This is a genomic window from Pseudoalteromonas sp. SG44-1 (genome assembly GCF_014164315.1).
In the GTDB taxonomy this organism is placed as follows: domain Bacteria; phylum Pseudomonadota; class Gammaproteobacteria; order Enterobacterales; family Alteromonadaceae; genus Pseudoalteromonas; species Pseudoalteromonas rhizosphaerae.
Window position 1 is genome coordinate 1 of record NZ_JACJEW010000031.1, and the last position, 15,133, is coordinate 15,133.

14 protein-coding genes and 1 pseudogene are annotated in these 15,133 nt (G+C 39.6%); 7 read left to right on the forward strand and 8 right to left on the reverse strand.

The window, feature by feature from the left end:
* Window positions 1-61: 61 nt before the first annotated feature.
* From H5187_RS14600 to yejK, 5 genes and pseudogenes are all read right to left on the reverse strand, one after another.
* Window positions 62-379 carry an SMI1/KNR4 family protein gene (locus H5187_RS14600; RefSeq protein WP_182797985.1) on the reverse strand — a complete coding sequence of 106 codons (318 nt, stop codon included), beginning with the start codon at window positions 377-379 and terminating at the stop codon, window positions 62-64.
* 97 nt (window positions 380-476) lie between these two features.
* The gene (locus H5187_RS14605; RefSeq protein WP_182785077.1) at window positions 477-779 is read right to left on the reverse strand and encodes a hypothetical protein; all 303 of its coding nucleotides are present in this window, start codon (window positions 777-779) and stop codon (window positions 477-479) included.
* Window positions 780-1,012: 233 nt separating this feature from the next.
* Window positions 1,013-1,303, reverse strand: coding sequence for a hypothetical protein (locus H5187_RS14610; RefSeq protein ID WP_182797986.1), 291 nt, complete (start codon window positions 1,301-1,303; stop codon window positions 1,013-1,015).
* A 399-nt stretch (window positions 1,304-1,702) separates the two neighbouring features.
* Window positions 1,703-2,495: pseudogene (locus H5187_RS14615) on the reverse strand (alpha/beta fold hydrolase).
* A 298-nt stretch (window positions 2,496-2,793) separates the two neighbouring features.
* Entirely contained in the window at window positions 2,794-3,807 is a 1,014-nt protein-coding gene (gene yejK, locus H5187_RS14620; protein ID WP_149982371.1) for a nucleoid-associated protein YejK, read from the reverse strand.
* Window positions 3,808-3,869: 62 nt separating this feature from the next.
* On the opposite strand from yejK, the gene H5187_RS14625 reads away from it, so the two are divergent.
* The 7 genes from H5187_RS14625 (at window position 3,870) to H5187_RS14655 (ending at window position 10,114) form a co-directional block, all read left to right on the forward strand.
* Window positions 3,870-4,082, forward strand: coding sequence for a DUF1414 domain-containing protein (locus tag H5187_RS14625; protein ID WP_016707302.1), 213 nt, complete (start codon window positions 3,870-3,872; stop codon window positions 4,080-4,082).
* Between the two features lie 5 nt (window positions 4,083-4,087).
* Window positions 4,088-5,584, forward strand: a complete 1,497-nt coding sequence (locus H5187_RS14630) for a DUF3413 domain-containing protein (RefSeq protein ID WP_182718592.1) — start codon at window positions 4,088-4,090, stop codon at window positions 5,582-5,584.
* 76 nt (window positions 5,585-5,660) lie between these two features.
* On the forward strand, window positions 5,661-6,137 hold the full coding sequence (locus H5187_RS14635) for a DUF4124 domain-containing protein (RefSeq protein WP_182740233.1): 477 nt from the start codon (window positions 5,661-5,663) through the stop codon (window positions 6,135-6,137).
* An 82-nt stretch (window positions 6,138-6,219) separates the two neighbouring features.
* Window positions 6,220-7,938: a bifunctional isocitrate dehydrogenase kinase/phosphatase gene (gene aceK / locus H5187_RS14640; RefSeq protein ID WP_145233564.1), complete on the forward strand. Its 1,719-nt coding sequence runs from the start codon at window positions 6,220-6,222 to the stop codon at window positions 7,936-7,938.
* A 15-nt stretch (window positions 7,939-7,953) separates the two neighbouring features.
* Window positions 7,954-8,892 (forward strand): LysR family transcriptional regulator, encoded by a 939-nt coding sequence (locus H5187_RS14645; RefSeq protein ID WP_145233562.1) that lies wholly within the window; start codon window positions 7,954-7,956, stop codon window positions 8,890-8,892.
* Between the two features lie 167 nt (window positions 8,893-9,059).
* On the forward strand, window positions 9,060-9,503 hold the full coding sequence (locus tag H5187_RS14650; RefSeq protein ID WP_145233559.1) for a PA2169 family four-helix-bundle protein: 444 nt from the start codon (window positions 9,060-9,062) through the stop codon (window positions 9,501-9,503).
* Between the two features lie 215 nt (window positions 9,504-9,718).
* Window positions 9,719-10,114, forward strand: a complete 396-nt coding sequence (locus H5187_RS14655; RefSeq protein WP_145233557.1) for a biopolymer transporter ExbD — start codon at window positions 9,719-9,721, stop codon at window positions 10,112-10,114.
* A 57-nt stretch (window positions 10,115-10,171) separates the two neighbouring features.
* On the opposite strand, the gene H5187_RS14660 is transcribed toward H5187_RS14655, so the two are convergent.
* Genes H5187_RS14660 through H5187_RS14670 form a run of 3 tightly spaced genes read right to left on the reverse strand, consistent with a single transcriptional unit; the run spans window position 10,172 to window position 14,843 of the window.
* Window positions 10,172-13,171, reverse strand: coding sequence for a TonB-dependent receptor plug domain-containing protein (locus tag H5187_RS14660; protein WP_409072547.1), 3,000 nt, complete (start codon window positions 13,169-13,171; stop codon window positions 10,172-10,174).
* Between the two features lie 41 nt (window positions 13,172-13,212).
* Window positions 13,213-14,289, reverse strand: a complete 1,077-nt coding sequence (locus H5187_RS14665) for a FecR family protein (RefSeq protein WP_182797987.1) — start codon at window positions 14,287-14,289, stop codon at window positions 13,213-13,215.
* Entirely contained in the window at window positions 14,286-14,843 is a 558-nt protein-coding gene (locus H5187_RS14670; RefSeq protein WP_145233553.1) for an RNA polymerase sigma factor, read from the reverse strand. The genes H5187_RS14665 and H5187_RS14670 overlap by 4 nt, the downstream gene beginning before the upstream one ends.
* Window positions 14,844-15,133 lie beyond the last annotated feature (290 nt).

Genomic DNA, 15,133 nt, shown 5'->3' on the forward strand with positions numbered 1-15,133 from the left:
ATCGGCAAAATCATTAAGAACACAAAAGTGATCATTATCGCGTGATTTTCGTGATCAAAGCTTAATGAGAATAAGCGATCAAAGTTAATGCCATTGGGTGATCAAAGCTGGTGAGAATATGCACTCCAGATTGACGACCATCTTTTGTCATTCTTCTTAGGCAACAATACGGTTGTAAATCTGGTAGTACTAAACCTGGCTCTCTTACACCGAAAGTAACGCAACTAGCTTCAAGCATGAACTTGCGATATTGAGCTGGGAATTTAAAAGATAAGTCTTTTTCAGCACAAGACACTTCGTCTTCCGTTGGTAATAGTAAAGGCTTTGGGACCGGTTCATTCTTTTCTTTTAATAGTGCTATGACTTCTTCAATTTGCATTGTATTTTCCTGACTTATAAATGCCTATCAAACGCGGTAGCTTTAAACAACAAAACAGCACAAAAGTGGTTACCGCGATGTCGATTTTATGTAATCTTTAGTTTGATAACACATTTCGCACTTGTTCTTCATTCTCGGCATATTCGTCTACAAGATAATTAATCAGCTCGTCGACACTGCGGCCAATTTCTCTAACTGCACTTGGGCTATCGATATAATATACGATGAAAACAGGCGTCGCTCCCTCAAAATAAAAACCTGTTATCATGTCGTCTGATTCCCACAGCGGAATTACGTCTAAACCAGGTGATGAAAACCCGTCTGGTTCAAGATAATACTTTGGTTTATTGCACCTAAACTCAAGGTCTTCGTGCACAAAATCGCCTAGAGTGAGCTTCATTAAGCCACTCGTCAAATTGAGCTTAGCAATTTTTAGCACTCTAGCGTGCTCAGTGATCCTCATAGCATCCTACTCTTTGGTATAACAACCTTAGAAGGATTATACAGGGCCTTCTTAGGTATTAAAGTTACAATAGTTCTTATTTGAAGTATCATCTGAATTTAACACGCGCATTTCAAAATCGTTCGCTAGCGAGTATGTTGCCAACACTTCTTTGACTTCTCTAGATTTAACTACAGCAGCACATGCAGAAAGAATTCGTCTGCTTTAGCAGATGGCTCGCTTTCAGACTCATAACTTTGTTGCATTTCAATTGCCAGTTCAGTAGCTTGAGGCCACTTGGAGGGGTACGTAGATGTGAAATCGTATAGTCTACACTGTGCCATAAAGTCTACGTCTCGTGAAAACATTTCCATCTCTGGTTCATCGTTCGTTAAAAAGCTCAATTCAAAATAGCCATGCCATGCAAAACATCCAAAATCGAAAACTAACATTGTTTGATTGCACAGCCGATGTCTCCACATTTTTAGTTCGTTTACCAGTATAGTTTGTAGTCGTTGACGAAATTCTAAAACTTCCATTTTAATACCCTATTTTTATCTGATCAGAACCCATGGCAAATCAGTCAGGTAATATGCGCTCATTAAGTGAATTTACAATAAATAGAGCCTATTACTCCCAAACTCTACCAAACTATGGCAAGACACTTCTGCCATTTCAATTCGAAACCCCTGAACCTCAATTATCCCTTCATTTTTATCAAAACTAACCGAATACACCTGGCCAGTTTTAGGTAAAACGAATTTATAGGCGTTAATTTTTCAAAGCTTTGCGCCAAATATAACTATGACCATTACATTGTCTGAAGTAACTCAATACTCATAATTCATTATTTTAAATTAATGTTTACTCATGGATCAAAGTTAGTCTTTAATTCTGCCTAACAGTTCAATTACTTCTTGCACCACCCTATCTGGTTCATCATTTTGAGGATAATGATAGCTCTTATCAATTAATACAGCTTTACCTTGTGGAAAAGACTCAGCCCAAGCTGAATGCAATTCGCCCCACATTTTTCGGCCTTCATCGGTAAAAAAGAGTAATGGCGGATTTTTATACTTTTTCACGGATGCAATAACGGTTACTGGAATATCTGGGATCTGTGGATAATCTGGCAATGGTCTTTTCGCCCAAAAGTCCAGATACTGGTTGGACATACCATTAGCCATATCGTCTAATTTCACTTGTGTTATTTCTTTCTCAGCTTTTGCAAGATCAATTTGGCGCATGATATCAACATCATGCTCCGAAGCAGGCTCAATCAGCATGAGGGCTGAAACCCACTCAGGATAAGTTGCAGCGAATCGTCTTGCGATATAAGCACCATATGAATGAGCAATATAGACAATTGGTTTTTCAACGTGTAACGCTTCAAGTAGCATGAGAGCTTCGTTTGCATACTCTTCCGAGCTGTAGTTTTTTCTCAATTGCGTAGAACCGCCGTTACCAATTCTTGAATAACGAATGATGCGGGCTTCCTTTGCAAACTTTTCAAAAACCGGCTCCCAATCAAATACCCCCGCAGAGCCACCAGCCTCTAAAAATACAGTATGCTTGCCACTCCCCCGCGATTTCGTACTCAACATCATAGCCATTAACCTTAATAAAATTAGGCTTGGCAAACACACTTGCTGTGACAAAAAAATAGCAAAGCATCAATCCAAATTTCACTTTTTTCTCCTTAAAGACTAAACCTGTAGATAAACTCGTTTTAAATTCACTTTTATTAATGAACCATAGCCAAGTTACTATTTTGGTCGAATTATTTATTGTATAAAAGCTAGAGTAATAATCTTATTCGCGGTGGTTTTTTCAGACAGCTTAATTAATTTAGTATCGACTGTAACTATGCTTCGGCACACAGCAAAAACAAGAAAGCGCGGTGTAAACACCACGCTTTCAACTAATTCAAATCTGCTTAAAACTTACCGCTTATGGCTTATGGCTTAAAGCGCTAGTCTTCACTTTCCATAAACCGTTGCAATTGGTCTTTAAGGTTCGGCGGTATGCCTTTAATAACTAACGTATCAGTGGCCTCGTTGTACATTACCCGTTCGCCTAAGTGTTTGCGCTCAAAACTGATGCTCACGCCGCCGCCAAGGCCAGAGAATTTAACCATACTGGTAACGGTTTTTTTATCGACCGGGAATGACTCTTCTAAATCATAGCTTTGCTCTTTGCAAAAGCTTTCAAATGGGTTGTCGTCACCTTTGGTGAGCGTTGCTGATAACTCGCTGACGTTAGCATCTTCACCAGTAGTAACGCAGTCATTACAGTAATCAAATACTTGTTTACGCAGATCGTCTTTTTCAGATTTATCAAATTGTTGCTCTGATAAATAATCTTCAACTGCATTGAGCATTACTTGGCTTTGCTGTTTTGGATCGATGCCTTCTTCGCAACCTAAAAAGTCTAAGAAAAAGTCGGCGACTTTGCGCCCTGCTCGGCCTTTAATAAATGAGATATAACGATTGTCTTCTGCTTGGGTGTCCCACGCAGTTAAATCGATGCGTGCAGCTAGTTGCATGCGGGAAATATCTAAATGGCGTGACGAGGCTAAATCAAGCTCAGAGGTAATAGAGTAATGCTCTTTGATGTTGATCATTGCAATCAGCATATAATCGGTTGCTACGTATTGATAATGACAAAATACTAAATAGCCAGTTTCGTTAAACGCGTACTTATCAAGTTCCTCTTTAAGTACAGCTGAAGCTTGCTCTGTCATGTGCCAAAAGCCAAGCTCGCTATTGCGGTAACTTTGCATGGCTGATGCAACTACAGAGTTTTTATCACCACTAAAAGCACAGTACCCTTTACCTGGTTTGCCGTTGTATGCGTGATGAAGTTGCTCGATGAATACAGCGACTTTATCATTCACTGCCATTTCGTCATTGCGCAAATGAATTTGCGTATCGTCGTCTTTTTTGTCTACATAATGAACGACTAACTTTTTAACATCTATTGCCATCTTTGTTTTTCACGCCTCTGGTGTTAAAATGTGAGAATATAACTCTTTTATTGAACCAACTGATGCCAATCTTATCAAAATATTCTAATGATGAAGTAGAACAAATCGTCGATCAGCTCATTGATGTGTTAACTAAGCACAATGCGCCGGTTGATTTAAGTCTTATGTGTTTAGGAAATTCTATCACGCATATCTTAAAAGAGCATGTACCAACAGGGAAAAGACAAGCGGTTGCAGACAATTTTGCCAAAGCACTTGCGCAATCGGTTAAATAGACTTTATGAATTTATCGCAGCACAATCAGTTTTCGTCTAAAGCGAGTCAATTATTAAGTTGGGGGCATTTGTTTACTTTTGCCAATATCGGCTTAGTGTTGCTTATAAGTTTAAGTTACTTATTTGCTGACTCTCCTCCCACCAGCTTTATGGGTATGCTTTATATGCTAGTGACATGGCTTAGCCACACTAGTTTTATTACCTTTATTGCCTTTGTGCTGACGGTATTTCCGCTAAGTTTAATATTTCCTTACCCACGTCATATCCGCGGTATGGCAGCAATACTTGCCACCTGTGGTGCATCACTACTGACGCTTGATGCCTATGTGTATTTTAATTTAGGCTACCATTTAAGTAGCTCTGCATTACCTGAAATTATTACCTTATTATGGCATCGTTTAACCAGCTCTCCAGCGCTGACAACCCTGCTCGCTGGCGGAATTGTGATGCTTATTTTTGCATTTCAATTATTAGCAAGTAACTATACATGGCACCATTTAGCCCGCTTAAAACAATATAAATTTGCTCGTTACGCCAGCTCATTGTTATTAGTCTGTTTTGCGATGAGTCACAGTATTCATATTTGGGCTGATGCAAATTTGAAGTTTGATATTACTAAGCAAGATAATGTCTTACCCTTGTCCTACCCAACGACAGCAAAAAGTTTATTGGCAAAAAATGATTTACTTGATATTGAAAGCTACGAGCAAGCACATAACGTAAAGGTTAATACACAAAATGTAGATTACACGGCTCCAACACCAATTGCTCGCTGTGAAGAATTTACTGCTGCGACAGTCGATATTTTAGTGTTTAGCTCTGCGCCTGCGTTAACTAATTTTGCTAAACAGCACAAAAATTTAAATAAAACCGAGCAGCTTTTACAACCCGTTCATCATCAAGATGTGCTATTTAGCTTGATTTACGGTTTACCTGCATACTACAAGCCAGCCTTAATGACAGAGCAAACATTGCCGGTGTGGCAAAGTAATCGTCGTAGTATTAGTGTCAGTGGCTTTAATGATTTTAACTATATCAATAGTACAACAGCGGGTGATGCAGCAATTCGTATCATTAACGCCGATGAAAACACTGCGCTTCGTGAGGGAGTCAATCAAGTATTTGCATTTAGTTTAGCCGATGTTGATCACGGTATTGTGAGTGCTTCATCTTTATACAGCACGGATAGAAAAGTAACCCGTACTGAAGGCTTGATCCAACCAAGCGATTTAATTGCCACAAGCGTTGGCCAATATTTAAATTGTGCTGATATCGCAAAGCAAAGCATGCTAGGCGTTAATTTGTATAACAAAAAAGGCGATATGGGCGTTAATTATTCGCAAGGCGTATTTATTGCCTATAAGAAAGACCGTATTACATTAATTGATTCTGATGGTAATTATAAAAATATCTCTGCTGCACAAGGCTTTTCAATAGAGCAAGGTTTAGATATTCCGTTTTTAGCACAAAGCATTAAAAAGCTAAAAACCTTTACCGAATAACTGCTACTGGCAATTTACCCAAGTTAGGTTATAGTTTTCATATATGATTATGCCCTAACTAGGGAAGGCTAGCGTAATGAAACTGTGTACTCTTTTCGTTATTTTTATTAGTTTGCTATTTGTTGCTGATCAGGCGGCTTCCGCAGATCAATATTACAAGTGCGTAACCGACAGAGGCACTACATTTAGCCAATTCCCCTGTGGCGGGCAGGCAACGCAACATAAAATAGCAGTGTCGCCCAACGTCACTCCGGCTACTGTAAATCATGTCAAAGCGCTTAACTCCCTTGAGCGTGAACAAATTATTCGTAATCTCAACGCTGAGATACGCAGTGTTAAATATAAACTCGCCATTTTGAGTCGTGACCGTGATCGCGCTGAATACGAGCAACTGCAACGGCTAAATCGTTTAATGAGTGATGATGATAAAAAAAAGCTGAGTAAAGAGATAAAAAAGCAGCTAAAAGTGATCAATAAAACGTTTGCCAAAAACACCAAAACGACCACCAAACAGCTCTCCGCACTCGAAAAAAAACTGAAACGTTATGAATAAACTATTGGGTTTTACCAATATATAGCATACTCTTAACATGTGTAGAGCATATACTCTACAGGTCATTTTGGAGTACCCGTTCATGCAACCACAAAACATTGCCGAGCTAATTTTAAATGGCTTTAAAAAGCATTATAAATTATTTCAGCAGATCACCGCACAAGCACCTCTGGCATTTGCAAATAAAAACTGGACAAAAATGCACGACATTAGTCGCTTGCGGATCACTTATTACGATGATCGGGTTAACGAAACCACCCAGCAACTACAAAATCAGCAATTAGCCAATCAATTGGATGAATCACTCTGGCTGCAAACAAAACAAATCTACCAGCACTTTTTAACGTTTCATCCACAAGCAGAATTAGCCGAAACATTTTATAACTCTGTGTTTTGCCGCTTATTTCATCGACGTTATTTTAATAATGATTTTATTTTTGTAAAAGCCACCTTGGCAGATGCTCCTGCGCTTCCTGTAGAAGCAGAATACCGCAGCTACTTTCCTGTTGTAGACGGCTTAAAGCCCACTATCCGTAAAATAATTAATCAATTTGATTTTAAAGCCGATTTTGTTAATTTAGAGCGCGATATACGACTTTTAGTAAAAGCGTTTTATAAACAAGCACCCGACACCCATCACCGTGCGTGGCAAATGCGCTTTGACATATTACAAACGCCGTTTTATCGCAACAAAGCAGCCTATATTGTCGGCCGTGTAGTATCACAAAGTGGTGTGCAGCCATTTATTATTGCGGTGTTACATCATCAAGAGCAAGGTCTGTATCTCGATGCTTTACTGACTAACTCATCGCAAATGCGGGTTATTTTTGGCTTTGCTCGTGCTTATTTTATGGTTGAAACCCACGCTCCTTCCGCATTAGTTCGGTTTTTAAACCAACTAATGCCCAACAAAACCTTAGCAGAGCTTTACAATGCCATTGGCTTTCATAAACAAGGTAAAACCGAGTTCTATCGCGAGTTTTTAACCCATTTACAACGCTCCAGTGATGATTTTGTGATTGCCCCTGGCACACCGGGCATGGTGATGATGGTATTTACCCTACCTTCATTTGATTATGTATTTAAAATAATTAAAGACAAATTTGGTGAAAGTAAACCATTTGGCCGCGATACCGTTCTCAAACGCTACCAATTAGTTAAAAGCCATGATCGGGTTGGTCGTATGGCAGATACCATAGAGTATTCTAACGTCGTATTCCCTGTTGCGCGTTTTAACGCTACATTGCTTGCACAGCTTAAACAAACTATTGGTTCATCAATGATCATCGAAGGCGACTTACTGATCATCAAACATATGTATATTGAGCGACGCATGACGCCACTGAATTTATATTTAGAAAAAGCTAATACTGAAGATGCCGCTGTTGCCATTGCAGAATATGGCCAAGCACTCAAGGAAATGATCGCCGTTAATATTTTCCCAGGCGATATGTTGCTTAAAAACTTTGGTGTCAGTAAACACAAACGCATTATTTTTTATGATTATGATGAAGTGCAATATTTAACAGACATGAACTTTAGAGCACTGCCTAAAGCCAAAAGTTATGATGACTACTTAACCAATGAGCAAAGTTACTCTGTGGCACCACAAGATGTATTTCCAGAGCAGTTATGCACTTTTGTAATGCCGAACCCGCAATACAAAGCAGTTTTCAGCCAAACACATCCAGAACTATTAGACGTCGCATTTTGGCAGCAAGCGCAACGAAATATAAAAGCAGGGGTCGTTAGCCATATCTACCCTTATCCAGCAGCGCAGCGTTTTATCCATCAATGGTAGACGAAAGGACACACAATGAATATCAGTAAAATAGATTTAAACTTACTCGTTTATCTCGACACATTATTACGCGAATGTAATGTTACTCGCGCCGCAAACCAGCTTAGCATTACACAGCCGGCAATGAGTAATGGTTTAAAACGTTTACGTAACCTGTTTAACGATCCGATCTTAGTACGCACCAGTGATGGTATGGTGCCCACTGAACGAGCTATTGAATTGCAGCCGGTGATCCGTGGCATCTTAATGACATTAGAAGAAACGCTTGCACCAAACCGTGAATTTGAGGCCAGCCAAAGCAAACGGGTATTTAGGATTATGGCCAGTGACTATGCTGCCAGCACCTTAGCACCTAAGCTACTGAGTAAATTACACGATGAAGCGCCGGATACCACACTCGATATTCTCACTCCAAGTGATGTTACTTTTCATGATGTAGAAAACGGTAAAGTTGATATGGCAATAAATCGTTTCGAAAACCTACCGCAGTCGTTTCATCACAAACGTATTTGGAAAGATAGCTTTTGTTGTTTAGTAAAAGCTGACAACCCGATCATTGAAAATTTTAGCCTCGATAGTTATTTAAAAGCTCGGCATATTTGGGTAAGTAAAACAGGTTTTGGTGTCGGGGTTGGTATGGATCCTAAAGACGTACAAAAACTTGGCTGGGTTGATGAAGCGCTCGCCCACTTTGGTAAACACCGAAATATTGCCACATTCACCCGTAATTACCACGTTGCAATACATCTAGCGAAAGAGAAGAACCTGATTGCGACACTCCCTTCAAAAGCCGCTAATATTTATTTAGATGATCCTGGTTTGCAAATTCTGGAGCCTCCCTTCCCTATACCACCATTTGAGTTAGATATGATTTGGAGCCCATTACTTCACAGAGATGCCAGTCATATTTGGTTACGCCAAAAAGTAGCCGAAGTTGCAGATGAATTAAAGTAACGCTCTTACAAAAGCCCTGTAAAATTTGCTTACTGGTATTTTCAAGTAAGCAAACATCAATTTAAAAGTATTAATAATCATGATGTTAAAATAATTTAAAAATGGAATGGCAATTGCTTTAAGTTACTTGAACTTTAATATTCATTTAACTTAAAGAGGTCAATATTATGAATGCCCAGCAAGGAAACGAAGTAAATCATATCACTGACATTATCCAAGTAATGAACAGCGGCATCGACTTTTATGAAAAGGCGCAGGAAAAAGTACAAGATCCAGCCATTGGTGCGCTATTTCAGCGTATGATAGACGCACGTAAAGTCAGCGTTGAAAACTTACAGCCTTACGCTATTAATCAGCAAGGTGAACGAGAAGATGGTTCGTCTTTTGCTGTTGAAGCTCGCCGAGCATATACCGCACTGATCACAAAATTTAGTGCCAACAACGACCAAATTTATGTCAAAGAGCTTGAAGAAGTGGAAGATAAAACACTTGAAGAAATTAAAGCTGCCATGAAAAAACCACAACCGCACGATTGTGAAGCCGCCCTCGCTAAAGTATTACTGACCATGCAAAGCTGTCATACGGAGATGAGCCGTATGCAGAAGCATTAACCACAATGCTTAAATGAAAGCCCAGCCACGCGCTGGGCTTTTTTATGCTCATAATTATAGTTAAATGATTTTTATAACAAAATAATGCAAATAATTAATAAAAATAGCATATTTATTTAACCACAGCATGATTTTAATCGTCTAGGCTTATTAATAGGTACCTACTATCCCGCTGTGGCGCCGCAGCATTTTATCAAAAATAACAAGGTTCCATTATGAGAAATAAACAACATGTAAACCCACAAAACGCTGACGTTGATATGACGCCGATGCTTGATATTGTATTTATACTTTTAATATTTTTTATTGTTACAACTTCATTTGTAAAACCTGTGGCAATAGAGCTGCAACGGCCTGTAGATAAACCCAGTATTGATAAACAAACTAAAAGTGCTCATTTTAGTATTGACCAAAGCAATGCGGTGTATTTTGCGGGGCGATTAATTGACTTAAACCAAGTTGCCACTAACCTTGCGATGTTTGCTGCGAAGTATAATATCGCCACAGTACAAATAGCCGCTGACGAAAACAGTACGCATCAAACTTTAATGACAGTAATGAATAATATCAAAGAGTATGATAACTACCCCATTGCACTCACATCACACTAAAAGCAAAAAAAGGGCCAGACGGCCCTTCAAAACTAAATAACGTAGGAGAAGTTATTTTTAGAATCGGTATTCAGCACCTACATAGTAGTAAGCACCGTTAAAACCAAATGGTGCTGAACGGCGTGAGTACTCAAATACACCGGTTGAACTGATAATAGTATTACCAGAAGCATCAACAATTGTGCCTGAGCGAGAATTACCTATGGTATTTTTATCAGGGTAAACGTCAAATAAATTATTTGCACCAATATTTAGTGACAAGTTGTCTGTGACAAAATAATTTACTTTGATATCGGTAAGAATTTCAGCGCCGTAAGTCTGGCGACCGCCATCTTCAACCGTGTATTCGCCATAACGATTGAGCGATAAGTTTACCGTCCAATCTTCAAGGCGATATAATGCACTTAAGTTTACTCTGTCTTGTGGTTGCCATTCTTCGATGATTGAGGTTTCTTGCGAAGAAAATACATCTTCGACAGGGATCGTTTCCAAACCACTGCCCGCAGGAGTAAATAAATCAACCACATCGGTTTCAGTAAAGTTAGCCGCTAATGTAAAATCTAGGGTACCGCCTAAGCCTTCCGTGTTCCATGTCGCAACAAAATCCACACCTTGCGTTTCGGTATCTGCACCATTTAAGAAAAACTGCCCTGCACCTGCGCCAGAACTAACCAATGCAGCATCTAGCGTTGATGACAACCCTTTACCTAAACGGTTACTGATCACAATACGGTCGTCAATATCAATTGAATAATAATCAACGGTAACATTAATATTATCCGTCACGTTATACACAATACCTAAGCTCATGTTTTGTGACTTTTCTTCTTTAAGTTTTGGAATACCAATACTCTGTGCAAGTGTGCTGTCGTTTCTAAAAGTACCAACTTCTTCTGCAATTAGATCGCCATTAGGACCAACTACAAACTGGGTACTGATATTATTGAAATACAATTGCTGCATTGATGGTGCTCTAAAACCAGTACTCACCGCACCGCGCAGTGAAACGTCATCAGTCACCGACCAGTTACCCGCTAACTTAAAGTTAACCGTATCACCAAAGCCTTTGTAGTTATCGTAACGCAGTGCGCCAGAGATAATTACATCATCAATAATGTAAGTTTCAGCATCAAGGTAAAACGAAATCACATCACGTGATTCATCCACAGAAGATTCCGGCGATGAACCACCAAAACCTTGAGTACCACCTGCTGCATTTTCGCTGCCAATACCACCGCTCATACCATCGTAAATATTAACACCATTATTAGTATCATAATCACGGTAAGCGTATTCACTGCCTTCTAAAATACGATATTCATCGGTGCGAAGCTCGGCACCCATTGCCAGTGAAAAATTATCATAGTCTTGTGTAAAATCAAGATTGATTGTTTGCAGTGATAACTCCATGCCATACGCATACGCTTGGCGAGGAATAGTGGCACGAATATCATCAGCACTTAAACCTTGATCATAACGTAATAAATTAGCGTATGAACCATTGATAGTGTCACTAGTGGTATAATCGATGCTGTTTTCACCATAGGTGTATGACAGGTCAAGACTAGAGCTATTATCAAACTCTTTTTTAAAGCCAAAGTTATACGATATATCATCAATGGTGGTGTTGATCATTGGCAAGAAGCCCATCGGGATCACCGCATCACCATCTTGTAAAACTGGGTTGCCATCAGCATTGGCATTATGACGGAAGAACGCGGCTGATTCGTTATCTCGGGTTGAATAAGTAATAAAGCCATAGAGCTCACCACCAGCAAGTTCATAACCGGTATTCACCGTTAAAGCAAATTGTTGCGAGTCTGCATCACCAATTCTAAACGTATCACGTGGTGCAGTCAGCTCACGAGGATCGCCCGCTAACAGCGTGCCATCATCAAGCTCTGTGCAACCATAAAACTGGCAAGAGCCATGTAAACCGGCACGATTTGTAGGTGCACGGTCGCGGTAGTTGATAGTGGTATTTAAATAACCATCATCGCCTAAAGCAAAGCCTTTATTAAAATCAACCGTAACGGTTTCGCCATCACCTTCAGAATACTGGCCATAATTAACCGCGGCTTTACCGCCTTCATCAGCATCTTTTAATACGATGTTGATAACACCCGCAATCGCATCTGAACCATATTGCGCAGCCGCACCATCACGTAATACTTCGATACGTTTAATTGCAGCAGCTGGGATCGCATTCATATCTGTACCTGCGGTACCACGACCTACAGATGTATTAATATGGATAATGCTGGCTTGGTGACGACGTTTACCATTGATAAGTACTAATGTTTGATCTGGCCCTAAGCCACGTAAAGTAGCAGGTCGTAGTGCATCAGTACCGTCACTGATCGATGAACTTGAAAAGTTAAAAGACGGTGCGATAGCTTGTAACATACGACCGACTTCTGTTTGTCCGGTATTTTCTAGCGCTTCTGCACTTAAAATATCAACAGGTACGGGTAAGTCTTCGACCGAACGCCCTGCTACACGGCTACCAACGATGGCGATTTTTTCAATATTTTCTTGAGCGGCTTGTTCTTGTGCATTAGCAACTTGGCTATTGGTTGCCATTAAAAGTGGTATTACAGCAGCACTGACCCCTGAAAGCTTTCTCATGTTGTTATCATTCCTATTGATTTGTTTGAGTTTTATACTCAGTAAACCATTTTGATCAACAACCGCATCGAGTTCAGTATTTTTCAGCATTGTACTAAGCGCTTCTAACTGAGTGTAATAACCATACACTGATTGAGCTTGGTATTGTTTTGCTAAATCAAACGAAAAAACCACGGTTTGTTCTGTTTGTTTTGCAAACTCTATCAATGCTTGATCTGCTCGCTGCGCTTTTATATCAAATTGTACCATCTGTGGATTTGCAGCCTCAGCCTGAACTTTTAGGCTAAATACTAAAGGTGCTAATACAATTAACCCACAAATTGGATACGTTTGGTTACTGCGCAACTTATACAAACAGTTGAGAAAGAATAATCCGCTATGCAATCCTATTTTTTTATTAATTATTTTTTTACTTTTTATATTTACCATTGTAACTTCTGACACTTTAAATCAAAGAGCAAGCATAAAGCTTAGCTGTGATCACCGTGTTTTAGGCTTACGATATGTTCACCTAAACGTTCATGCTCAATGGCTAAATTGATGCGCAGGCTATCAAGTAAACCGATAATATCACCGGCTTTAAACACCCCAGCCACTTTTAAAGAAGCTAATGCAGGATCAGCAAGTTCAAAACGCGTTGCGGTATAGCGACTCACTTCTTGCAGTGCTTCGCTTAACGACTCGCCATTAAAAATTAGCATACCTTGTTGCCATGCCAGATCCCGTTGTACATCATCTTGTGTTAACCGTTTGATTGGCTTAGTAATGCTTTCTTTAATTAATGCTTTTTCGCCAGAGATAACAATACTAGCATTAATTTTTTTCACACTGTCGGTATCATTACTAGCACTTTGCAATTGAACAAAATCATCAGCATTTACTGCAACCGAAGGATCCGTGATCATCACTTTACCCTCAGTAACAACCAACTCAAGATCCGATGCTGCATTACGTTGCACATTAAAAACAGTCCCCAGTGCGGTAAATGACTTATCGCCCGCCATCACCGTAAATGGACGTGCGGCATCTTTAGCAACATTAAAACGCCCTTCGCCTCGACTTAAAATCAGTTGTCGGCGGTTTTTTGTATACGCAACTTCTAATAAGGTATTGGTATTTAATTGCACTATCGTACTATCTGGTAGCACAAACGTTGCTTGCTCACCGACTTTAGTACGGTAAATTTTACTGTACTTGGCTTGTTCTTGTGGTGTTGTTGGCCACTGTTCAATACCAACAAATATAAAGCTGGCAACTAGCAATGCGGCAAAGACACTTGCCGCAATCGAAAAATTAATTTCTCTGCGGGCAGGCTTATTGATGCTATTTTTATTGGGAAATAAGCTACTCAACTCATTTAATACGCTCAGTTCATCCCATAACTGGGCTAACTCAAATACCGCATCTTGATGAGCTTTATTTTGTTGCACCCAGTGCTGAAATTGCATACGTTCTTGCTTTGATAAGCCCCTATCCATAGCACTTATCCAACGACTGGCATCTGCTTGAATAGCATCTTTAGACGAAAATTGATGAATATTACTCATTTTCCCACCCTCCTGGCAGGTTCAATAGTGGCACTGCTGTGCTCACCTAACTGCTCATGTTGCTGCATGTAGCGCATAGATTGTAACAGACCTTTGGCAATATGTTTTTCAACCGTACTTTCACTTAACTTCATTTGCGCTGCGATTTCTTTTTGGCTCATGCCATATACTTTCTTTAAAATAAAACATTTTCGCACTGGCTGGCTTAGTTGCTCAGTAGCACGGCAAAACAGTAAAAAGCGCTCTTTTGAGGTCACTTCATCCTCAAGCTGCATAGATCGCAACGACTGCTGATAATCATCAGAGGTATCTAATGAATCGCAATGCTGATTATCCCATTTAGCAATATGGTTAAGCGCCAAATGCTTGGCAGTCTTTAGCATATAACTGCGCGTATATTTAATATCTTGTTTTAAATCAGCCTGATAGCTCTTAACAAAGGTTTCTTGTACTATATCTTCCACGTCATCTGGTTGTACAATCCGCGAAACAAAACGTCGCAACTGTGAAGACAGATCAATAAATGTTGTAGATAATGTCGGCTTGCGCGTCATTATTAACTTTACCCTTGCTATTATTATTACGCCTAGGGTACGAGTTTTAGCGCCAATTACAAGGCAATTTGTTAATTTTGTGGTTATTAAAGCAGTTTCGCTAACAAAGCACTTACAGCACGTCATAATTAAGCTATTGTCATACAAAACAATGACTTCATTATTTTATAAACAGCTTTATTGCGGGGCGCATAAAAGCGCTCAATTATTTAGTTATTAAACTAAATTACGCTTTAAAAACCACGGTTGCTGCGACTTGGTTCATATAGCCCTAATATGTTCTACACTCT

Excerpts from the sequence above, each read along its gene's own strand:
- H5187_RS14600 (WP_182797985.1), bottom strand. The coding sequence starts at position 379 with ATGCAAATTGAAGAAGTCATAGCACTATTAAAAGAAAAGAATGAACCG.
- H5187_RS14605 (WP_182785077.1), bottom strand. The coding sequence starts at position 779 with ATGAAGCTCACTCTAGGCGATTTTGTGCACGAAGACCTTGAGTTTAGG.
- H5187_RS14610 (WP_182797986.1), bottom strand. The coding sequence starts at position 1,303 with ATGTGGAGACATCGGCTGTGCAATCAAACAATGTTAGTTTTCGATTTT.
- yejK (WP_149982371.1), bottom strand. The coding sequence starts at position 3,807 with ATGGCAATAGATGTTAAAAAGTTAGTCGTTCATTATGTAGACAAAAAA.
- H5187_RS14625 (WP_016707302.1), top strand. The coding sequence starts at position 3,870 with ATGCCAATCTTATCAAAATATTCTAATGATGAAGTAGAACAAATCGTC.
- H5187_RS14630 (WP_182718592.1), top strand. The coding sequence starts at position 4,088 with ATGAATTTATCGCAGCACAATCAGTTTTCGTCTAAAGCGAGTCAATTA.
- H5187_RS14635 (WP_182740233.1), top strand. The coding sequence starts at position 5,661 with ATGAAACTGTGTACTCTTTTCGTTATTTTTATTAGTTTGCTATTTGTT.
- aceK (WP_145233564.1), top strand. The coding sequence starts at position 6,220 with ATGCAACCACAAAACATTGCCGAGCTAATTTTAAATGGCTTTAAAAAG.
- H5187_RS14645 (WP_145233562.1), top strand. The coding sequence starts at position 7,954 with ATGAATATCAGTAAAATAGATTTAAACTTACTCGTTTATCTCGACACA.
- H5187_RS14650 (WP_145233559.1), top strand. The coding sequence starts at position 9,060 with ATGAATGCCCAGCAAGGAAACGAAGTAAATCATATCACTGACATTATC.
- H5187_RS14655 (WP_145233557.1), top strand. The coding sequence starts at position 9,719 with ATGAGAAATAAACAACATGTAAACCCACAAAACGCTGACGTTGATATG.
- H5187_RS14660 (WP_409072547.1), bottom strand. The coding sequence starts at position 13,171 with ATGGTAAATATAAAAAGTAAAAAAATAATTAATAAAAAAATAGGATTG.
- H5187_RS14665 (WP_182797987.1), bottom strand. The coding sequence starts at position 14,289 with ATGAGTAATATTCATCAATTTTCGTCTAAAGATGCTATTCAAGCAGAT.
- H5187_RS14670 (WP_145233553.1), bottom strand. The coding sequence starts at position 14,843 with ATGACGCGCAAGCCGACATTATCTACAACATTTATTGATCTGTCTTCA.